At 73.1% G+C, this 21,233-nt stretch carries 15 protein-coding genes; 5 read left to right on the top strand and 10 right to left on the bottom strand.

Going from position 1 to position 21,233, the window contains the following annotated elements; all coding sequences use genetic code 11:
• Positions 1 to 253: 253 nt before the first annotated feature.
• From IEZ31_RS39980 to pyk, 3 genes are read right to left on the bottom strand one after another with little or no spacing between them, the layout of a single operon-like run.
• Positions 254 to 718: an RrF2 family transcriptional regulator gene (locus tag IEZ31_RS39980; RefSeq protein WP_190255320.1), complete on the bottom strand. Its 465-nt coding sequence runs from the start codon at positions 716 to 718 to the stop codon at positions 254 to 256.
• Positions 719 to 722: 4 nt separating this feature from the next.
• Positions 723 to 1,592 (bottom strand): acyl-CoA thioesterase, encoded by an 870-nt coding sequence (locus IEZ31_RS39975; protein WP_373294763.1) that lies wholly within the window; start codon positions 1,590 to 1,592, stop codon positions 723 to 725.
• Positions 1,593 to 1,629: 37 nt separating this feature from the next.
• Positions 1,630 to 3,051 carry a pyruvate kinase gene (gene pyk / locus IEZ31_RS39970; RefSeq protein WP_190255318.1) on the bottom strand — a complete coding sequence of 474 codons (1,422 nt, stop codon included), beginning with the start codon at positions 3,049 to 3,051 and terminating at the stop codon, positions 1,630 to 1,632.
• Between the two features lie 101 nt (positions 3,052 to 3,152).
• Between pyk and IEZ31_RS39965 the strand changes: the two genes are divergently transcribed.
• The gene (locus IEZ31_RS39965) at positions 3,153 to 4,253 is read left to right on the top strand and encodes a low temperature requirement protein A (protein ID WP_229836357.1); all 1,101 of its coding nucleotides are present in this window, start codon (positions 3,153 to 3,155) and stop codon (positions 4,251 to 4,253) included.
• Here the strand turns inward: IEZ31_RS39965 and IEZ31_RS39960 are convergent.
• The 3 genes from IEZ31_RS39960 to gltB all read right to left on the bottom strand — a co-directional run bounded on the left by IEZ31_RS39960 (position 4,237) and on the right by gltB (position 11,573).
• The gene (locus tag IEZ31_RS39960; RefSeq protein WP_190255351.1) at positions 4,237 to 5,388 is read right to left on the bottom strand and encodes a mechanosensitive ion channel family protein; all 1,152 of its coding nucleotides are present in this window, start codon (positions 5,386 to 5,388) and stop codon (positions 4,237 to 4,239) included. The genes IEZ31_RS39965 and IEZ31_RS39960 overlap by 17 nt on opposite strands.
• A 175-nt stretch (positions 5,389 to 5,563) precedes the next feature.
• Complete coding sequence (locus IEZ31_RS39955) at positions 5,564 to 7,039, bottom strand: glutamate synthase subunit beta (protein ID WP_190255317.1); 1,476 nt, start codon at positions 7,037 to 7,039, stop codon at positions 5,564 to 5,566.
• Positions 7,032 to 11,573, bottom strand: coding sequence for a glutamate synthase large subunit (gene gltB / locus IEZ31_RS39950; RefSeq protein ID WP_373294762.1), 4,542 nt, complete (start codon positions 11,571 to 11,573; stop codon positions 7,032 to 7,034). The genes IEZ31_RS39955 and gltB overlap by 8 nt, the downstream gene beginning before the upstream one ends.
• A gap of 528 nt (positions 11,574 to 12,101) precedes the next feature.
• Between gltB and IEZ31_RS39945 the strand changes: the two genes are divergently transcribed.
• The 3 genes from IEZ31_RS39945 (at position 12,102) to IEZ31_RS39935 (ending at position 15,243) form a co-directional block, all read left to right on the top strand.
• Positions 12,102 to 13,361, top strand: a complete 1,260-nt coding sequence (locus IEZ31_RS39945; protein WP_190255315.1) for a L,D-transpeptidase — start codon at positions 12,102 to 12,104, stop codon at positions 13,359 to 13,361.
• Positions 13,362 to 13,447: 86 nt separating this feature from the next.
• A complete protein-coding gene (locus IEZ31_RS39940; RefSeq protein WP_190255314.1) occupies positions 13,448 to 14,356 on the top strand; it encodes a CPBP family intramembrane glutamic endopeptidase in 909 nt (302 codons plus the stop codon).
• A 32-nt stretch (positions 14,357 to 14,388) separates the two neighbouring features.
• Complete coding sequence (locus IEZ31_RS39935) at positions 14,389 to 15,243, top strand: hypothetical protein (protein ID WP_190255313.1); 855 nt, start codon at positions 14,389 to 14,391, stop codon at positions 15,241 to 15,243.
• A gap of 182 nt (positions 15,244 to 15,425) precedes the next feature.
• On the opposite strand, the gene IEZ31_RS39930 is transcribed toward IEZ31_RS39935, so the two are convergent.
• A complete protein-coding gene (locus IEZ31_RS39930; RefSeq protein ID WP_190255312.1) occupies positions 15,426 to 16,709 on the bottom strand; it encodes a hypothetical protein in 1,284 nt (427 codons plus the stop codon).
• Between the two features lie 102 nt (positions 16,710 to 16,811).
• Here IEZ31_RS39930 and IEZ31_RS39925 point away from each other — a divergent pair, with 102 nt between their 5' ends.
• Positions 16,812 to 17,144 carry a PadR family transcriptional regulator gene (locus IEZ31_RS39925; protein ID WP_190255311.1) on the top strand — a complete coding sequence of 111 codons (333 nt, stop codon included), beginning with the start codon at positions 16,812 to 16,814 and terminating at the stop codon, positions 17,142 to 17,144.
• 39 nt (positions 17,145 to 17,183) lie between these two features.
• Here the strand turns inward: IEZ31_RS39925 and IEZ31_RS39920 are convergent, their stop codons facing one another.
• Genes IEZ31_RS39920 through cydD form a run of 3 tightly spaced genes read right to left on the bottom strand, consistent with a single transcriptional unit; the run spans position 17,184 to position 21,231 of the window.
• Positions 17,184 to 17,879: a permease prefix domain 1-containing protein gene (locus IEZ31_RS39920; RefSeq protein ID WP_190255310.1), complete on the bottom strand. Its 696-nt coding sequence runs from the start codon at positions 17,877 to 17,879 to the stop codon at positions 17,184 to 17,186.
• A 44-nt stretch (positions 17,880 to 17,923) separates the two neighbouring features.
• The gene (gene cydC, locus IEZ31_RS39915) at positions 17,924 to 19,594 is read right to left on the bottom strand and encodes a thiol reductant ABC exporter subunit CydC (protein WP_190255309.1); all 1,671 of its coding nucleotides are present in this window, start codon (positions 19,592 to 19,594) and stop codon (positions 17,924 to 17,926) included.
• On the bottom strand, positions 19,591 to 21,231 hold the full coding sequence (gene cydD / locus IEZ31_RS39910; protein ID WP_229836354.1) for a thiol reductant ABC exporter subunit CydD: 1,641 nt from the start codon (positions 21,229 to 21,231) through the stop codon (positions 19,591 to 19,593). The genes cydC and cydD overlap by 4 nt, the downstream gene beginning before the upstream one ends.
• Between the last annotated feature and the right edge of the window lie 2 nt (positions 21,232 to 21,233).

The following is a 21,233-nucleotide window of genomic DNA, read 5'->3' as shown; positions in this document are numbered from 1 at the left end:
CGGCCAGGCGCGGACCGGCCAGGCGCGGACCGGCCAGGCGCGGACCGGCCAGGCGCGGACCGGCCAGGCGCGGACCGCAAGAACAGCGCGGAGGCCGGCCGCCGCGGACGTCACGCGCGGGCGGCCGCCCGCGGGCCCTTGGGACGACGGCGACGGCAGCGTCCGTGGGGCCGGGACGGATTGTCGCGGCACCACGAGCGGTGTCTGGCGGGAGCGACGGTCGTAACTTGCGCGGACCCGAGTCCCGAACGGCTCAGACCCAGGCTCGCGGGTCGGCCACCAGGTCGCGCACCCGCTCCGGGAGCTCGCCCGTGACGACGTCCTCGATGGTGACCGTCTCGAGGATCAGGCGTTCGTTGGCGCGCAGGGCGATCCAGACGTCCTGCAGGGCGGCGGCGGCGCCGATGTAGCCCAGCTCCTCCGGGCGCTGGCCGCGGACGTTGGCCAGCGGGCCGTCGATGACGCGGATGATCTCGGCCAGGGAGATGTCGGCGGCCGGGCGGGCCAGGCGGTAGCCGCCCTCGGGGCCGCGCTGGGCGACCACCACGCCGCCGCGGCGCAGTTGCAGCAGGATGCTCTCCAGGAACTTCGGAGGGATCTGCTGCGCCGAAGCCAGGCGGTCGGCGGTCACGAGCCGTGTCTCGGGCGACGCGGACGAGGCGGCGGCCAGCTCGGCCACCGCTCGCAACGCGTAATCTACCCGGGCAGAAAGGCGCATACGGCTATCCTCCCACGCGTCGCAACAGGCCCTCCTGGACGGCTGTCGCGATGTGCAGGCCGGCCCGGGTGAACATCCGGCCGGTCGCCAGGCCGCGGGCGCCGGAGGCCGACGGGCTCGTGCTGTCGTAGAGGAACCACTCGTCGGCGCGGAAGCCGCGGTGGAACCACATCGCGTGGTCCAGGCTGGCGCCCACGAAGCCGCCCGGGCCCCACACCGCGCCGTGCGTCGACAGGACCGCGTCCAGCAGCGTCAGGTCGGACGCGAAGGTCAGGGCGCACGCGTGCAGGAGCGGGTCGTCGGGGAGCTTGCCGTCGATGCGCATCCAGACGCGCTGGCAGTCCTCGGCCGGGCGGGCGCCGGGGGCGACCCAGCCGGGCTCGCCCACGTAGCGGACGTCGATCGGGCGCGGGATCGTGGCCCAGATGTCCATGCGGTCCGGGTACCGCGCGAGGCGCTCGCCCATCGTCGGGAGCTCGTCCGGGGGCGGCACGTCGATCGGGGCCGGCTCGTGGTGGTCGAGGCCCTCCTCCTCGTGGTGGAAGGAGGCGGACATGAAGAAGATGACCTTCCCGTGCTGGTACGCCACCGAGCGGCGGACCGAGAACGAGCGGCCGTCGCGGATGTTCTCCACCGCATACGTGATCGGCTCGGTGGGGTCGCCGCCGCGCACGAAGTAGCCGTGCAGGGAGTGGACGTGCCGGGCCGGGTCGACGGTGCGGCCGGCGGCCACCAGGGCCTGGCCGGCCACCTGCCCCCCGAAGACGCGCTGGGGGCCGTCCGGCGGGCTGTTGCCCAGGAACCGGTCGTCCCCCAGCGCTTGCAGGTCGAGAAGGCGGACCAGGGCGTCGACCGCCGCCTGCCCGCTCACCAGCTCAGTCACCAGGCCAATCTACGGAACTTCCGCGGACTCAGCCCTGTGAGAGTGCTCCCAGCTGGTGGACGCGCAGGGTGTTGGTCGAGCCGGGCGTGCCGGGCGGCGAGCCCGCCACGATGACCACGTCGTCGCCGGGCGCGAGCCACGGCAGGTCGACGAGGGCCAGGTCCACCTGCTTGAACATCTCGTCGGTGTGCTCCACGAACGGCACGTCGAACGTCTGCACGCCCCAGCTCAGCGCGAGCTGGTTGCGGACCGTCGGCTCCGGCGTGAACGCCAGCAGCGGCAGCTCGCAGTGCAAACGGGCCAGCCGGCGCACGGTGTCGCCGGTCTGCGAGAAGGCGACGAGCGCCTTCGCCCCGATGTTGCGGGCGATGTTCGACGCGGCGCTGGTGAGCGCACCGCCCTTGGTGCGGGGGTCGTGCTGCAGGCGCGGCACCGAGAGCGAGCCACCTTCGGTGGTGGCAATGATGCGCGCCATGGTGGAGACGGTGAGGATGGGATACCGCCCGACGCTGGTCTCGCCGGACAGCATGACGGCGTCGGCGCCGTCGAGCACCGCGTTGGCGACGTCGGACGCCTCGGCCCGGGTCGGCCGCGCGTTCTCGATCATCGAGTCGAGCATCTGGGTGGCGACGATGACCGGCTTGGCCTGCTCGCGGCAGAGCTGCACCGCGCGCTTCTGGACCAGCGGCACCTGCTCCAGCGGCATCTCGACGCCGAGATCGCCGCGGGCCACCATGATGCCGTCGAACGAGTTGACGATCGGCTCCAGTGCGGCGACCGCCTCCGGCTTCTCCACCTTGGCCAGGACCGGGCGCCGGATGCCCTCCTCGTCCATGATCTCGTGCACGAGCTTGATGTCGTCGGGCGAGCGCACGAACGACAGGGCGATCCAGTCGGCGCCGAGGCGCAGCGCGAAGCGCAGGTCCTCGGCGTCCTTGTCAGAGAGGGCGGGCACGCTGACGGCGACGTTGGGCAGCGAGACACCCTTGTTGTTGGAGACGGGGCCACCCTCGGTGACGAGAACGGTGATGTCGTTCCCGGCCACGCCGGTCACCTCGACGGCCACCTTGCCGTCGTCGATGAGCAGGCGGTCGCCCGGCTTCACCTCTTGGGGAAGCTTCTTGTACGTGCAGGAGACACGGTCGGCGGTGCCGACGACATCGTCACTCGTGATGACGACGGTGTCGCCGGTGCGCCACTCGTGCGGGCCGTCGGCGAAGCGGCCGAGACGGATCTTGGGACCCTGGAGGTCTGCGAGGACACCCACGGAGCGGCCGGCGGCAGCGGCGGCCTCCCTGACGAGGTTGTACACCGAGGCGTGGTCCTCGTGGCTTCCGTGGCTGAAGTTGAGCCGCGCGACGTCCATCCCGGCGTCGACGAGGCCACGGATCCGCTCGGCCGAGGAAGTGGCCGGACCGAGGGTACAGACGATTTTGGCGCGTCGAGTCACACCATGAGGCTAGCGCTGTCGCTGGGGCAGCCGTCAGGTGACCCAGGGTCACGCCATCAGTTGAGACGCTGTCCACCGCCGCTTTCCCTGATACTGGTCCGATGTCCACCACCCCCGAGTGGCGTCGACCCATGCGCCCCCGCGACAAGCACGAGCAACACCGCGTCGCCACGCCGCTCGAACTGCTGTTCGACCTGTGTTTCGTGGTGGCGATCGCGGTCGCCGGGCGGCTGCTGCACCACTCGATCAGCGAGCACCACGTCGCCCACGGCATCGTGGCCTACCTGCTGGTGTTCTTCGCCATCTGGTGGGCCTGGATGAACTTCACCTGGTTCGCGTCCGCGTACGACACCGACGACGTCCCCTACCGGCTGACCGTCCTCGTGCAGATCGCCGGCGTGCTCGTGCTCGCCGCCGGGGTGGAGAACGCGTTCGAGGGCGACTACGGGATCGTGACCCTGGGTTACGTGATCATGCGGGCCGGGCTGGTCACCCAGTGGCTGCGGGCCGCGCACGCCGACCCGCGGCGGCGGCGCACCGCGCGGCGCATGGCGCTCGGGGTCAGCGCCTGCATGGTGGGCTGGGGGCTGATCCTGCTCACCCACGACACCCTGCACCTGGTGCTGTTCCTGGTGATGGTCGGCCTCGAGCTGGCCGTGCCGCTGTGGGGCGAGCGCGGCGTCCGCACGCCGTGGCACCCGCACCACATCGCCGAGCGATACGGCCTGCTGTTCATCATCGTGCTCGGCGAAATCATCCTGTCGACCACCCTGGCGGTCCAGGCCGGGTTCGTCCAGGAGCGGCACTGGTGGGTGGCCCTCAGCGGACTGGTCATCGTGTTCGCATTCTGGTGGCTGTACTTCGACGAGCCCGCCCACCACCGGCTGGTCGACAACCGGCACGCGTTCACCTGGGGGTACGGGCACTACGTCGTCTTCGCCTCCGCCGCGGCGATCGGCGCCGGCATCGCCGTCGTGGTGGACGGGACGACGTCGCGGCTGACGGCCAGCCTGGCGGTGGCGGTACCGACGGCGATCCTCCTCGTCGCGCTGTGGGTGCTGCACCTGCGCCGCTCCTGGCTGCTGCCCGCAGCGGCCGTCCTCGTGCTGGCCTCGACGCTCGTCGGGCCGGCGCTGGTGCTCGTCGCGGCCGTCATGGTCGCGCTCGTGGCCGCGTGGATCGCGACTACTCCGGCCCGGTGAACGCCTCGGCGCGCGCCCGGCCGTCGATGCTGTGGCTGAACACCCGGGCGTCGCTGTCGGTGGTGTGGGTCTGACCGGTGAGCGTGGCCTGCAGCGGTACCCCGGCGGTCATCTCGGTCCGCAGGCGCGGCAGCGCGGCCGGGTGCGCGTCGCGCAGCCAGGCGACCATGTGCTCGCGGACGAAGCAGCGCAGGTCCCACAGCTTCGGCGCGTCCTCGGCGCTGACCAGGGCGCGCAGCTGCAAGGCGCTGCCGGTGGCCTCGACGACCTGCAGGACCGACACGCGGCCGTCCCACAGGTCGGTCGACTCGAGCGCGCGGCGGAGCTCCTCGCGCATCTCGGGGACCGGCAGCCACCAGTCGACGTCGAACATGACCGAGCCGAGCAGCGCGGCCTCCGTCCGGGTCCAGTTCTCGAACGGCTTCTCGGTGAAGTAGGACGTCGGCAGAATAAGCCGCCGGTCGTCCCACACGTGCACGACGACGTACGACAGGGTGATTTCCTGGATCCTCCCCCACTCCTTCTCGACGATGACCACGTCGCCGAGCCGTACCGCGTCGCTGAACGCCAACTGCAGCCCGGCGAAGACGTTCCGCAGCACGCTCTGCGCGGCGAGACCGGCGACGATGCCCGCGAAGCCGGCGCTCGCGAGCAGGCTGGTGCCGATGATGCGCGCCTGCGGGAACGTCATGAGCATCACCCCGCCCGCCAGCACGGCGACGACGGCGACCGTCACCCGCCGGACCATGACGATCTGGGTGTGCAACCTGCGGGCGGTCCGGTTGTCGGGCACGTCGGTGCGAAACCGCGCGAGGGCCGTCTCCTCGGCCAACGTCAGCAGGGCCGCGGTCAGCCAGGCCACCGCGCCGATGATGATGAGCTGGTCGACGTGGAGGAAGGCGTTGCGCCACTTGGCTTCTTCGGCGACGTCGCGGACCGAGAAGTACACCGCGCACAGCACGACGACGAACTGCACCGGCCGGTGGGCGCGGCTGGCCAGCTCGGTGAGGAACGCCGAGCCGCGGCCGAACCGTAGCAGCGCGCGGTGCAACAGCTCCACCGCCAGCAACCCCAGCAACGCCGACGCGAGCGCGATGCCGAGCGGCGCGAGCGTGTCGATGAGCGTCTCCTGCATTCGCACCGCGTTACCCCGACCGGGTGATGCCACACGCGGCCATGAGGTGAGGCACATCGCCACGTTCGGCGGTCGCGGGCCGTTGTCCATGATCGTGGGAACGATCTGGCTGCCGGGACAGCCAAACTCTTCCCACGATCATCGGCCGCCCGGCGGCACGGGCAGGCGCCGCAGCTCAGGCGGACAGGGCCACGGCCGACGGGTCGACGGGCGACGGCAGCGCGCCGTCGCCGCCCAGGTACGCGTGGATCGACGCCGCGGCCGCGCGGCCCTCGGCGATCGCCCACACGATGAGCGACGCGCCGCGGTGCATGTCGCCGGCGACGAAGACGCCCCGGGACGACGTCTGCCAGTCCGAGCCGCTGTCGATGCCGCCGCGCCGGTTGCGGGTCAGGCCCAGCGACGACAGCAGCGGGCCCTCCTCGGTCCCCTCGAAGCCGATCGCCAGCAGCACGAGCTCGGCCGGGTACTCCCGCTCGGTGCCCTCGACGACGCTGACGGTACGCACACCGTCCACCCTGGACACCTGCACCTCGGCGATGCGGACCGCGCGGAGGTTGCCGGCGCCGTCGCCCTCGAAGGACGTGACGGCGACGGCGAACGCGCGCTCGCCGCCCTCCTCGTGGGCCGGGTAGTTGCGCAGGATCCACGGCCAGGTCGGCCACGGGTCGCGGGCCTCGTCCCGATCGGCCGGCGGGACCGGGTACTGGTCCAGCTGCAGCACCGACGCGGCGCCCTGCCGGTGCGCGACGCCGAGGCAGTCGGCCGCCGTGTCACCGCCGCCGATGATGATGACGTTCTTGCCCTCGGCCGTCACCGACGGCGCGGGCAGCTTGCCGGCGACGACCCGGTTCGACTCGACGAGGTGCTCCATCGCGAGGTGGATGCCGCGCAGCCCGCGCCCCGGCGTCTCCGGCGTGTCGCGGGCGGCGAGCGCGCCGCAGGCCAGCAGCAGCGCGTCGTGCGACGCCCGCAGGTCCTCGACGGAGATGGTGACACCGACATTCACGCCGGTCCGGAAGCGCACGCCCTCGGCCCGGAGCTGCTCCAGACGAAGATCGACGTGCTGCTTCTCCAGCTTGAAGTCGGGGATGCCGTACCGCAGGAGCCCGCCGACCGCGTCGTCCCGCTCGTACACCGTGACGTCGTGCCCCGCCCGGGCGAGCTGCTGGGCGGCGGCCAGCCCGGCCGGACCCGAGCCGACGATGCCCACGCGCTTGCCGGAGCGCTCCGGCGCCGGCCGCGGCGTGACCCGCCCGGCCGCGACGGCGCGGTTGATGATCTCGACCTCGACCTGCTTGATGGTGACCGCCTGGCCGCCCGCGATGGACAGCACGCAGGCCGCCTCGCAGGGCGCCGGGCACAGCCGCCCGGTGAACTCCGGGAAGTTGTTCGTCGCGTGCAGGGCCTCGATCGCGGAGTCCCAGTCGCCGGTGCGGACCAGGTCGTTCCAGTCCGGGATCCGGTTGCCCAGCGGGCAGCCGTCGTGGCAGAACGGGATGCCGCAGTCCATGCACCGCGACGCCTGCTCGGTGATGAGCTCGTCGGAGGCCGGCGGGTAGACCTCGCGCCAGTCCCGCAGCCGCACCGGCACCGGCCGGCGGGCCGGAAGCCGCCGGTCGTACCGCAGGAAACCGTTCGGGTCAGGCACGTGCCACCTCCATGACAGCCGCATCCACATCGCGGCCGGCAGCCTCGGCGGCCCGCATCGCCTCCATCACGCGCTCGTAGTCACGTGGCATGACCTCGGTGAACTCTCCGACGGACCGGTCCCAGTCGGCCAGGACCCGCGCGGCCACCGCGGAGCCGGTCTCGGCCAGGTGCTGCTCGATCAGCGAGCGGAGCCCCGCAGCCTCGGTCACCGGCCGCAGATCGACCAGCTCGGCGTTGACCAGGGACTTGTCGAGGCGCCACACGTAGGCCACGCCGCCCGACATGCCGGCCGCGAAGTTGCGGCCCGTCGGCCCGAGCACCACGACGGCGCCACCGGTCATGTACTCGCAGCCGTGGTCGCCGACGCCCTCGACGACGGCGGTGGCGCCGGAGTTGCGCACCGCGAACCGCTCGCCGGCCCGGCCCCGCATGAACAGCTGGCCGCCGGTCGCGCCGTAGAGCACCGTGTTGCCGCCGATGATCTGGTCCTCGGCGACGAACGGCGCGGACTCGTCGGGCCGCACCACGAGCCGCCCGCCGGACAGGCCCTTGCCGACGTAGTCGTTGGCGTCGCCGATCAGCCGGAGGGTGACTCCGCGGGGGACCCACGCCCCGAACGACTGCCCGGCCGTGCCGCGCAACGTAACGTCCACGGTGTCGTCGGGCAGGCCGGCGCCGCCGACCCGGCGGACGATCTCACCGCCGAGCATCGCGCCGACGGACCGGTGCTCGTTGCGCACCACGATCTCCAGCTTGATCGACTCACCGGCGTCGAGGGCCGGGGAGACCGCCGCGATGAGCTGGTTGTCCAGCGCGCGCTCCAGCCGGTGGTCCTGCTTGGTGGTCTGCCGGCGCACGGCGTCGTCGGCAAGAGGGGGAACGTGCAGCAGCGGGGTGAGGTCGAGCCCGCCGGCCTTCCAGTGGTCGACGGCCGGACGGACGTCGAGCAGCTCGGTGTGGCCGATCGCCTCGTCGAGCGTGCGGAAGCCCAGCTCCGCCAGGTAGGTGCGGACCTCCTCGGCCATGAACCAGAAGAAGTTCTCGACGAACTCCGGCTTGCCGGTGAACTTCTTGCGCAGCGCCGGGTTCTGCGTGGCGATGCCGACCGGACAGGTGTCGAGGTGGCAGACCCGCATCATGATGCAGCCGGAGACGATGAGCGGCGAGGTCGCGAAGCCGAACTCCTCGGCGCCGAGCAGCGCCGCGATGACGACGTCCCGGCCGGTCTTGAGCTGCCCGTCGACCTGGACGCTGACCCGGTCGCGCAGCCCCGACAGCAGCAGGGTCTGCTGCGTCTCGGCGAGGCCGAGCTCCCACGGCGTGCCCGCGTGCTTGAGCGAGTTGAGCGGCGACGCGCCGGTGCCGCCGTCGTGCCCCGAGATCAGGATGACGTCGGCCTTCGTCTTGGCCACGCCCGCCGCGACCGTCCCGACGCCGACCTCGGACACCAGCTTGACGTGCACGCGGGCGGCCGGGTTGACGTTCTTGAGGTCGAAGACGAGCTGGGCGAGGTCCTCGATCGAGTAGATGTCGTGGTGCGGGGGCGGCGAGATGAGCCCGACGCCCGGCGTCGCGTGCCGGGTCTTGGCGATCCACGGCCACACCTTGTTGCCGGGCAGCTGGCCACCCTCGCCGGGCTTCGCGCCCTGGGCCATCTTGATCTGCAGGTCGTCGGCGTTGACCAGGTACTCGGTGGTGACGCCGAACCGGCCGCTGGCGACCTGCTTGATCGCGGAGCGGCGGCGCGGGTCGTGGAGGCGGTCGACGTCCTCGCCGCCCTCGCCGGTGTTCGACTTGCCACCGATGTTGTTCATGGCGATGGCGAGCGTCTGGTGGGCCTCGGCCGAGATCGAGCCGTAGGACATCGCGCCGGTGGCGAACCGCTTCACGATCTCGGTCGCCGGCTCCACCTCGTCGATCGGCACGGCCGGCCGCACGCCGGTGCGCAGCTCGAAGAGGCCGCGCAGCGACCCCGCCCGGCCCGCGAGCTCGTCGACCTTCGCGGTGTACTTCTTGAAGACGTCGAACTGCCGGGACCGGGTGGCGTGCTGGAGCAGGAAGACCGTCTCGGGGTTGAACAGGTGCAGCTCGCCCTCGCGGCGCCACTGGTACTCACCGCCGACCTCGAGCCGCCGGTGCGCGCGCTCGGCGTCGTTGGCCGGGTAGGCGCGGGCGTGCCGGACCGCGATCTCGGCGTGGATCTCGGCCAGGCCGATGCCGCCGATCTTGCTCGGGGTGCCGGTGAAGTACCGCTCGACCAGCCGCGGGTCGAGCCCGACGGCCTCGAAGACCTGGGCGCCGCAGTAGGAGGAGACGGTCGAGATGCCCATCTTGGACATGATCTTCAGGACGCCCTTGCCGAGCGCCTTGACGTAGTTGTGGACCGCCTTCTCCGGGTCGAGGCCGGGCAGCGCTCCGGTGGCGATGAGGTCCTCGGCGCTCTCGAAGGCGAGGTACGGGTTGACCGCCGACGCGCCGAAGCCGACCAGGACGGCGACGTGGTGCACCTCGCGGCAGTCGCCGGACTCGACGACCAGCGACACCTGGGTGCGGGTCTGCTCGCGGACGAGGTGCTGGTGGACGGCCGCGGTGAGCAGCAGCGACGGGATCGGGGCCAGGTCGGCCGTCGAGTCGCGGTCGGACAGCACCAGGATGCGCACGCCGTCCTCGATCGCCTCGGACACGCCGCGCATGATCTCGACCAGCCGGCGCTTGAGGCCGACCGCGCCGTCGCGCACCGGGTAGAGGCCGGAGACCCGGACGGCCTTGAAGCCGGGCAGGTCGCCGTCGTCGTCGATGTGCAGGATCTTGGCGAGGTCGTCGTTGTCGATCACCGGGTACGGCAGCGCGATCTGCCGGCAGGACGCCGGGCCCGGCTTGAGCAGGTTGCCCTCGGGGCCGATCGTCGCCGCGACGCTGGTGACGAGCTCCTCCCGGATCGCGTCGAGCGGCGGGTTGGTGACCTGCGCGAAGAGCTGGGTGAAGTAGTCGTACATCAGGCGCGGCCGGGTGGAGAGCACCGCGACCGGGGTGTCGGTGCCCATCGAGCCCAGCGGCTCGGCGCCGGCGCGGGCCATCGGGCCGATGAGGATCTTGAGCTCCTCCTCGGTGTACCCGAACGTCTGCTGGCGCCGCTGCACCGAGTCGTGGGTGTAGACGACGTGCTCGCGCTCCGGCAGCTGGTCGAGCTCGATGAGCCCGGCGTGCAGCCAGTCCCCGTACGGCTCGGCCGAGGCCAGCTCGGCCTTGATCTCGTCGTCGGTGCGGATCCGGCCGGCGGCGGTGTCGACGAGCAGCATCTTGCCGGGCGCCGAGCGGCCCTTGGCGACGATGGTCGCCGGGTCGAGGTCGAGCACGCCCGCCTCGCTGGCCAGCACGACCAGGCCGTCGGCCGTCTGCCACCAGCGGCCCGGGCGCAGGCCGTTGCGGTCGAGCACCGCGCCGACCACCGTGCCGTCGGTGAACGCCACGCTGGCCGGGCCGTCCCACGGCTCCATGAGGCACGCGTGGAAGCGGTAGAACGCGCGGCGCAGCGGGTCCATCCGCGGGTCGTTCTCCCAGGCCTCCGGGATCATCATCAGTACCGCGTGCGGCAGGCTCCGGCCGGCCAGGTACAGCAGCTCCAGGACCTCGTCGAAGTTCGCCGAGTCCGACGCCTCGGGCGTGCAGATCGGGAACAGCCGGCGGATGTTGCCGGGCAGCTGCTCGGTCGACAGCAGCGCCTCGCGCGCGGCCATCCAGTTGCGGTTGCCGCGGATGGTGTTGATCTCGCCGTTGTGGGCGATGATCCGGTACGGGTGGGAAAGCTCCCACGACGGGAACGTGTTCGTCGAGAAGCGGGAGTGCACCAGGGCGATCGCCGACGTCACGCGCTCGTCCGACAGGTCGGGGAAGAAGCTCACGACCTGGTCCGGGGTGAGCATGCCCTTGTAGGTGATCGTGCGGGACGAGAGCGACGGGAGGAACAGCTGAATCCCCCGCTCGCGCGTCTCGCGCTCCGCCTGCTTCCGCACGCAGTAGACGACCCGGTCGAGCTCAAGGCCGGACAGCACCTCGCCCGGGGACCCGAGCCGCTCCGCGCTCACGAACACCTGGCGGATGCGCGGCATGGCGACCAGCGCGGTCGCGCCGAGGTCGGTGGCGTCGGTGGGCACGTCCCGCCAGCCGAGCACCTGGGCGCCCTCGACCAGGGCATACTTCTCCAGGACCCGCATCGCGCGCTCGGCGGCCGCGTCGTCGGTGGGCAGGAAGGCCAGGCCGGTCGCGTAGGCGCCGGCCGGCGGCAGCTGCACGCCGGCGACCTCGCGCAGGAACGCGTCCGGGACCTGGATCATGATGCCGGCCCCGTCGCCGGTGTTGGGCTCGGCACCCCGGGCGCCCCGGTGGTCCATGCGCCGCAGCGCCGACAGGCCCTTGAAGACGACGTCGTGGGACTTTCGACCATGGATGTCGGCCACGAAGGCCACCCCGCACGCGTCGTGCTCAAAGGCAGGGTCGTAGAGGCCCTGCTGCTGCGGTCCGGGGTAACCCATCGGGCCTCCTGACGTCATCGATTGCGAGTCGGGACAACGTCGGCCCTTAGGAGCGGTCTTGCCAGTGTACGCGAAGAGCGGACGCAATTTGCACGGTCGTGCCCGACTTTGGTCGGCGGCAGGACCGGGGCGCCCGCTGTTGACGTTGGCGCCCAAAGTACCGTCTGTCGCCTGACCGACCTACAGCTGCGCTCGTGAGAAATCCCACGAGCTGCTGGGACGGGTCGTGAGGGCCGCGTTATCGAACTGGAACGCAACGCCGGAACGTCTGCAACCCGTCCAAGGAGCGGATGGCTCACGCCCTCTGTTACTTCCTACGATGATGCACGGCAAGATCCCACCATCCGACGTTTGAGCGCGACGCGGGCTTGAGTGCGTCGCGAAGCGGCGCATGGGGGTGTGGGGTGGGACCCCCCACAAAGCCGCGGGCGAAGCCCGTGGAGCTAGGAACTGAACCTCTGGCACAAACACGGGATACACCGACATTGCAATCGGTGCATGCTCTAGCCCAACGAAGGAGGTGTGGACATGGGAGTCTCCGCACGCGCACTGGCCACGATCGCCGCTCTCACCAGCGTGATCGCTCTTTCTGCTTGCAGCTCTGACGAAAAGCCCAAGTGGACCGGCAACGATGGCGGTGCCGGCGGCCCCTCGGCTTCCGCGTCCGCCGAGCTGCCTCAGGCGACCTTTGCCGCGCCCGCCGACGGCGCCACCAACATCTCCACCGCTGCCGAACTGGCCCTGCAGACGAGCCCTGGCGCCAACGCCACGGTGACGCTGACGGACGCCTCCGGTGGGACGGTGCAGGGTGGGTTCCGGACGGACGGGGCGACCTGGGTCCCGGCGACGCAGCTCAAATACGGCACGCAGTACACGGCATCCGTGACCTCGGCCGGCGACACCGCCGGCAAGAAGATCACGTTCACGACCATGGCGAAACCCGGCAAGACGGTCAACGTCTCCACGGCGCTGTCCGACAACAAGACCTACGGCGTGGCCGTCCCGGTGGTCGTCCGCTTCGGCTCCAGCGTGCCGCAGGAGCTGCGGGCGAGCGTCGAGAAGCGGCTGCTGGTCAACAGCGACCCGCCGCAGGTCGGCACCTGGTACTGGTTCAACGGCGGCGAGGTGCACTACCGCCCGAAGGAGTACTGGCAGAGCGGCACCAAGGTCACCGTCCGGCTGGCCACCGGCGGGCTCCAGCTCACCAAGACCGGCTTCGGCAGCAAGGACGTCACGCTGCACTTCACCATCGGCGACAAGATCATCATGATCACCGACGACAAGACCCACCAGATGACGGTCGAGAAGAACGGCGAGGTCGTCAAGACCATCCCGGTCAGCCTCGGCAAGGCCAAGACCCCGTCGTCGAGCGGGAACATGGTGATCATGGACAAGCAGCAGTCCGAGCTGTTCGTCTCGACCGACCCCTCCGACCCGTATCGCGAGACGGTGTACTGGACGCAGCGCATGACCAGCGGCGGCGAGTACATCCACTCGGCCCCGTGGTCGGTGGGAGACCAGGGCAAGCGCAACGTCTCGCACGGCTGCACCAACGTCTCCGAGGCCAACGCGAAGTTCCTGTTCAACCTGACGAAGATCGGCGACGTCCACATCGTCAAGGGCACGCCGCGCAAGCTGGCGTGGGGCAACGGCTGGACCGACTGGGACAAGTCCTGGGCGGAGTACGTCAAGGGCAGCGCCCTGCCGCCGCCGGCGGAGACGGCCGTGGCCGACCCCGGCGCGTCGGCCAGCGCGTCCCCGAGCGTGGCCACCTCCCCCAGCGCCTGAGCACCGCACCACCAGGCTGAGCGGGGCCGCTGCACTGCTCCCGGGTTCCGGCCCGGGGCAGACAGCGGCCCCGCTGCCGTTGCAGGATGTTCGCCGTGTTCCCCTGGATCGATCCGCGGCTCGCCGGCGGCGACCTGATGATGCTCGCCATCCTGATGATCGTCCCGGTCGCGGTCGCGATCCGCACGGGTCCCCGGCAGCACCGCGCCGCGCTCGCCCGGCTGGCCGACCGCCCCGACCGCGTCGTCGTCATCATGCGCAACGGCACGCGCAACAGCTGGCTGATGACCCTCGCCGCGCTGTCCATCGTGCTCGGTGCGCCGGGCCTCACCCTGGCCCACCTCGGCCTGACCGTCCCCGACGCCGCCGGCTGGGCCGCCACCGCCGTCGCCGCGCTCGGCTCCGCCGGCGTCCAGTGGCTCGGCGCCCACCAAGCGGCCCGGCGCCGCGCGGCCGGCGGCCGGCTCCGCGGCGAGGCGGCGTACCGGCAGGTCAGGCCCATGCACCCGGACACCCCGCGCGAGCGCGCCTGGGCGGCCGTGTTCTCGGTGAGCGTCGGCTTCGGCGAGGAGGTCTTCTACCGCGGCCTGCTGATCGCGGTGGCCATCGGCCTGGGCCTGCCGACGTGGGCGGCGATCGTGCTCCCGGCGCTCCTGTTCGGCCTCCAGCACCGGTACCAGACCTGGCGCGGCGTCCTCTTCGCCACCCTGTTCGGCCTGGTCATGACCGTGCTCTACGCGACGACCGAGAGCCTGTGGACGCCGATCGCGGTGCACGCCGCCTGGGACCTGATGGCCCTGCTGGTCGCCCCGCGCATCCTGGCGCCCGCCCTCGATGCGTCCCCGCCGACGGCCGACCCCGGCGCGCCCGCCCCGACCGGCGGCGTCCTTGATCCGACTGCCCCGCCGGCCGCCGCGACGACCGCCCCGATCACCGCCGAACACCCGGCCCCACCTGCGGTTTTGCCGCGGCTGCGGTCCGCCGCCCCCGAGTGAGCCGACGCATCGACGAGCGCTAGCCTCCCCGCATGGCTCTCGTCCGACGTACCAACGTCCTCGGCTCCAACCCCAACCGCGTCGTGGCCGCGGCCACGGTCGCCCCGGCGCCGCAGGCCGTCGGCCGCGCGCAGGTCCCCCAGCCGGGCTCGATCCCGGCCCAGCCCGGCCCGATGGACCCCGGAGCCGTCCAACCCGGCGCCGTCCAGCCCGGAGCCGCGGTCGACCCGGCCGTCGCGGCGGCGGTCGCGGAGGGCGAGGTCGGCACCGCCGTCGCGGTCGCCGGCGGCGAGGTGCCGGCGGCCGGGGGCGAGGCGGCCGCGGTGCCCCCGCAGCAGGCCAGCCTCGGCGCGCTCATCTCCGCCTTCGCGCTGGTCGCGGCCGGCGGCGCGGTCTCGTGGGCGTTCTACCACTACGAGATCAACGCGGCCGCGATCCGCCTGCCGGACGCCACGACCATCTTCGCCGCGCTGTTCGCGTTCGCGACCGCGGTCGAGCGGGTGCTGGAGCCCTTCGCCCGGTTCATGCCGGGCCGGCACGCCCGCGGCGAGCTGGAGAAGGCCGTCGCCAACATGGCCAACAAGTACCACGACGCCACCCTCGACGACCTCATCCAGGTCGCCCACGCCAAGTCGATGATGGAGAAGGGCCGGGCCAGCCGCGGCCTGGTGTCCTGGGGCATCGCCACGGCCCTCGCGACGGTCGCGTCCTCGGCCGGCGGCCTGTACCTCCTGCACGCCATGGCCGGCGACGGCTGGAACGGCATCCCGGTCTGGGTCGACGCCATCGTCACCGGCATCGTCGTCGGCAGCGGCACCAAGCCCCTGCACGACGTGATCAGCAAGGTCCAGAAGAACAAGGAGAAGTCCGAGGACGCCACGGCCTGACCCCTTCGCCCCGCCCGCCCGCACCGCCGGCACCGCTCGCACCGCCGCACGGCCCCGCATCGCCCGCGATGTTGGAGTTGTGGTCCCCGCTTTATCCGCATAAAAGCGACAAATCCGGGACCACAACTCCGAGATCGCGCGAGAAAGGAACGCGCGCCGCGGGGCGCGGGCACCGGGAAGCGTTAGAGGACCAGCAGGCCGTCCGCCTGGGCGCTCTGGGCCAGCGCCGACAGCGCCGCGTCCGGGTCGACGTGCGGCAGGTACGGCAGGTCGTACGGGTGGCTCCGCAGCGCCTGGGTGGCGTGGTGGGCGGGGACCATCCCCGACGGGTACGCGCGGGCGCACCGGCGGTCGACCAGCCCGTGCCGGGTCGCGAAGCTCGCCACCGCCTCCCACTCCGACAGGTGGGCGACCGTTGGCAGCGGCATGCCCGGCGGCTCCGGGAAGACGTCGATGGAGGTGAACGGCTCGCTGCCGGCCAGCCACCACGACAGCGACCGGACCGCCGAGCGCAGTGGGTACTCCGCCCAGTACGGGACCAGGCCGGCCCGCAGGACGTGCCACGGGTCGAGCAGGCGGCCGCACTCGACGGCGAGCCGGTTGCCGGTGCGGTCGCCCTCGCGGAGCCACTCGCGGTACAGGTCGGCGACGGCGCCGCTGAGGACGTCGGGGTGGCGGTAGAGGACCTGGCGGACCGGGTGGCTGTGGGCGGTGGCGTACCGGCGCAGCTCCTCGACCAGGCCGCGGTCGACGCAGCGCTCGCCGTCGCTGTCCTCCGGCCGGCCGTCGCCGGACTCGCCCTTGTCGCTGCGGTCGTAGTAGTCGCCCGGCGTCAGGCCGCTCGCGCGGCTGCCGAGCTGGAACGTGTAGCCGCCGTCGCCGGGCACGGTCAGCCAGCGGCTCACGTCGCGCACCACGAGCACGGGGGCGTCGGGCGTGAGGCGGTCGGCGAGGAACTCGCGGTACGCCGGCGGGAGACGCTGCCAGCGGACCACCGCGTAGGCGGCCGTCGTCCCGGACCAGCCCCGCCACACGGGATCGTAGACCTGCCGGACGGTCACGTCGGGGTTGGCGTCCAGGATGTCCCGCGCATGCCGCAGGCCGTCGGTCGTCGGGTGCTCGCCCGAAGCCACCTCAGGCGTCGGTACCTCGAACGCCACCGGCAGCCAGGGCACGCCGAGCGCCAGGGCGAGGTGCACGGCCGCGCCGTGCGGCGAGCCCAGCACCAGGCCACCGTAGCGCCCGGCCGGGAACTGCCCCACCAGCCACTCGGCGACGGCGGCGGCGTTGAGCTCGCGCTTGGCGTGCCGCCCGCGCGGCGCGCTCCACTGCGGGGTCGACGTGACCGGTCTGGAGACTCCGCGCCGGAAGGCGAGGGCGCGCCCGGAGGCGATCGCCAGGGTCGTTCCCAGCCCGTTGGGCCACAGCAGCTCGATGTCGCGCGCGGCCTCGACCCGTCGCCTCATGCTTCTCCCGTTCGCCAGATGGTGCAGCGGGTCTGCCCAACGACTGGACCGATAAACCCCCTCCGTGGCGTGACGGCGGCGGAACCCGTAGACTCGCTACACATGAAGGCGGATGCGCTGCGCGGACATCTCGACGCACTGCTGCTCGCGGTGCTCGACGGCGAGCCCCGCCACGGTTACGCGATCATCGAGGCACTGCAGGAGCGCAGCGGCGGCTCGCTGGCCCTGCCCACCGGCACCGTCTATCCCGCGTTACGCCGGCTGGAGCGCGCCGGTTATGTGGAGAGCGCCTGGTCGACGGTCGGCGGCCGGGAGCGGCGCACCTACCGGCTGACCAACGCCGGCCGCAAGGTCCTCGCCGAGGAGCGCTCGGCCTGGCAGGAGTTCACCGCGACGATCGGCGCGGTCCTCCTGCCCCCGCCGGCAACCGCGTAGGCACGACGGACCCCGCCGGACGGGCAGCGGGTCGGCGCGTTATGCCGTGACGGCCGGCGAGCGCGTGACCGTCACGCAGCGCACGGCGAGCAGCCCCGCGTAGGCGAACGCGGCGGTGTTGACGAGCATCCCGACGATCACCGGCGGCCAGGTCGCGGCGGCCGGCCACTGCAGGATGCTGAGCACGAACACGGCCGCCCCGGCCAGCCCGTGCAGGCTGAGGAAGGTCATCGTGCCGAAGCCGACGATCCGGGTATACCGCACGCCGTCGCGCAGGTAGCGGCTCCCCCACGAGAAGCCGACCACCAGGAGCGCGGCCACGGCCGCGGCGGCGAACGACGTGTGCTGGAAGTGCGCGACGAGCACCCAGTAGAGCGCGCTGGCCCGCTGGTCGATGCTCCACGGGCTGTCCCACCACATGAGCGGCTCGAGCAGCATCATCACCGGCAGCGCGAGCGCGATCCACAGCGCGGTGCGCTTGCCCTGGTGGCTGGCCAGCTCGGCCTGGTAGGGCGGGACGACCTGTCGATAGGTGCCGAAGTCGGCGACGGCCTGCCGCTCGGCGTCGACCCGGCCGAAGCCGGCGTCCTCCAGCGCGTCCGCGGCGTCCTGCAGGCCGTGCCGCGCCTCGGCAACCATCTCGTCGCGAACCCGGCGCGGGCCACGCAGCGCCGCGGCGAGCCCGGCGGCGTACCGCTCGATGGGCCCGTCCTCCAGCACGGTGCTCCGGTCCACCCGCCAAGCGTCGCACAAGGGCCGAAGGACCCGTCAACCGCGCCTCAGGTCCGGCTCAGCCGTCCGTCCTCGATGCGCACCACGTCGTCGAACCGGGCCAGGTCGGCCTGCCGGTGGGTGACCACGACCACCGTCCGCGATCCGGCGGCGGCCAGCGCGGTGGCGAGCACGGCGTCGGCCGCGGCGGCGTCGAGGCCCTCGGTCGGCTCGTCCAGCAGCAGCACCGCCGGCGCCCGCACGAGCGCCCGGGCCAGCAGCAGCCGCTGCCGCTGCCCGCCGGAGAGCCGGCTGCCGTCCTCGCCCACGACGTCGTCGAGCCGCTCCCGATACTCCCCCAGCCCGGCGTCCTCCAGCGCCCGCCGCACGTCGTCGTCGCCGATCCCGTCGCGGGAGAGGCTGACGTTCTCGCGCACGGTGTCGTGGAACACGTGGGCGTCGGCGAAGACCCCGTTGGCGATCCGCCACCGCTCGACCCCGGCCGGCAGCCCGCCGACGGCGCCGCCCGCGACGGCGACCCGTCCGGCCAGCACCGCGAGCAGCGTGGACTTCCCGGCCCCGCTGCTGCCGACGACGGCCACCCGCCGCCCGGCGGGCAGGTCCAGGTCGACCCCGTCGAGCGCGGCGCGGCTTGCCCCGGGATAGCGCACGGTGACGCGGTCCAGCCGCAGCCCGACCGCACCCGGAACCGGGCCGTGGCTCCCGTCCGGTTCGACCACCTGGGCGGGGACCTCGGCGATGAGCGTGCGGACCCGGGCGAGGGCGCCGCGCAGCTCGGACTGCCGGACGGCCGCGGCGGCGAGCGGGACGACCACCTCGCCGACGGCGAGGGCCGCGAGCGCCAGCACGGCGGCCGCCTTTCCGCCGACGACGAGCGCCACGAACACCGCCGTCAGCGCCGGCACCAGCGCGGCGGCTCCGCCGACGACGGCCGAGACCGTGGCGGCGCGGCGCTCCAGCCGGGCCAGCCGTTGCCCGTCGGCCGCGGCCCGGTCGAGGGCGGCGGGCAGCGCCCCGTACGCGGTCAGCTCGGCCACCCCGTGCACCACGTCCACCGCGGACGCCGTCACCGCCCCGCGGGCCGCCGCGATGTCGGCCGACGCCCGGCGGCTGACCGTGTGCCCGGCGAGCGGCAGCAGCACCCCGGCGACGAGCAGCCCGGCCGCCAGCACCAGCCCGGCGGCGGGCGCGACGACCGCGGTCACGACGACGGCCCCGGCCCCGACGATCCCGGCGACGGCGGCCGGCAGCACCCCGCGCAGGATCGCGTCCTGCACGGCGTCCACATCGGACACCACGCGGCTCAGCTCGTCACCGCCGCCCTTCCGGACCGCGCCGGTGGCCGTGCGCCGATCGGCGGCGAGGGCGGCGAAGACCCGGGTGCGGACGTCGGCCAGGACCCGCAGGACGGCGTCGTGGCCGGCGAGCCGCTCGGCGTACCGCAGGCCGCCCTTCAGCACCGCGAACGCCCGCACGCCGGCGATCGCCACGGCCAGCGCGGCCAGCGGCGGCTGGTCGGCGGCCCGCACGATCATCCAGGTCGCCGTCGCGACCAGCCCGACGCCGGCCAGCTCGGTGGCGACCGCGAGCAGCCCGGCGAACACCAGCCGCACGGCCGCTCCGACGCCGACCAGCCGCACGGCCACGGTCGTCCCGGCCACCCCGCCGCCGGCCGCCGCCGGGCCGCCGCCGGGCGCCGTCCGCATTTCCGTCGTCATGCGGGCACCGCCGCGGGTGGGGTGCGCTCCAGCAGTACACCTGATGAGACCTCGACCACACGGGTGGCGATCGACAGCAGGGCCGGGCGGTGGGCGACCAGCAGCGCCGTGCGGTCGGCCGCCAGCCGGGCCGCCGCGGCGACCACCGCCGCCTCGCTCGCCGGATCCAGGCGGGCCGTCGGCTCGTCGAGCAGCAGCAGGTCGGCGTCCCGGCGCAGCCAGGCGCGGGCCATGGCGAGCCGCTGCACCTGCCCGCTGGACAGCCCGTGGCCGGCGAGGTCGGTGTCGTAGCCGGCCGGCAGCGCGCGCACGAACTCGTCGGCGTCCGCCGCCCGGGCCGCCGCGACGACCGCGTCGAGCGAGGCCGCGGGTGCGCCGAGGCGGACGTTGTCGAGCACGCTGCCGGCGAACAGGTGCGGCCGCTGCGGCATCCAGGCCAGCCGGGCCCGCCAGGCGGCCAGGTCGAGCGTCGCCAGGTCGGCCCCGCCGACGAGGACGCGGCCGGACGTCGGCGTCACGAAGCCCAGCGCGAGGGCGAGGATGGTGGACTTGCCGCCGCCGCTCGGGCCGACCAGCGCGACCCGGTCGCCGGCGGCCACGGTGAGCGATGCGTCGCGCAGCGCGACCACGTCGTCGTAGGCGACCGTCACGCGGTCGAGCACGAGCGAGTCGAACGGCGGGAGCCGGGACTCCGTGGTGGCGGGTGCCGGGCCGTCCAGCACCGCGAAAACCTCCGCCGCCGCGGCCAGCCCCTCCTGGCTCGCGTGGAAGCGGGTGCCCAGCGTCCGCAGCGGGAGATACGCCTCCGGGGCGAGCAGCAGCACCACGAGCGCGGCGCCCAGCGTCAGCTTCCCGTCGAGCAGCCGCAGCCCGACCGGCACCGCGACCAGCGCCACCGACACCGTCGCGACGAGCTCCAGGACGAGCGCCGACAGGAACGCCAGGCGCAGGGTGCGCATGGTGGCGACCCGGTAGGCGTCGGCCATCGCGTGCACGCGCCGGACCTGCGCCCGTTCGCGACCGAACGAGCGCAGCGTCGGCAGGCCCTGCACAGTGTCGAGGAAGTGCCCGCCGAGCCGCTGCAGCAGGTGCCACTGGCGCTTGGTGCGGGCGCCGGTCTGCCAGCCGACGAGCGCGCCGAAGACCGGGATGAGCGGCAGGGTCACGGCGACGATCACGGCCGACGTGAGGTCGGTGACGGCGAGCCAGCCGAGGCAGGCGACCGGGACGAACGCGGCCAGGAAGACCTGCGGGAAGTAACCGGTGAGATACCCGTCGAGGCCGTCGATCCCGCGCCCGGCGAGCGTCGCCAGCTCCCCCGCCCGCTTGCCGGCGAGCCAGCCCGGCCCGCGCCCGGTGGCCTTCTCCAGCAGCTCGGCCCGCAGGTGCGCCTTGACGCCGGCGGCGGCGCGGCCCGCGACCGCCCCGGCGACGGCGGTGTGGGCGCCGCGCAGGACGACGGCGGTGAGGCAGACGAGCAGCGCGGCCCGGTCCAGCCGGCCGTCGACCGCCGCGACCAGCACCGCCGCCAGGCTGACGGCCTGCGCGACCACGAGGATCGCAGCCAGCAGCCCCGAGCCGGCCAGGACGACGGCGTATCGCCGGACCGGCCCGAGTCGCAGCAGTCTCTTGTCCACGC

Origin of the sequence: Dactylosporangium sucinum, assembly GCF_014647515.1 — a bacterium.
GTDB lineage: Bacteria > Actinomycetota > Actinomycetes > Mycobacteriales > Micromonosporaceae > Dactylosporangium > Dactylosporangium sucinum.
This window is presented reverse-complemented; position numbering and strand designations above follow the sequence as displayed.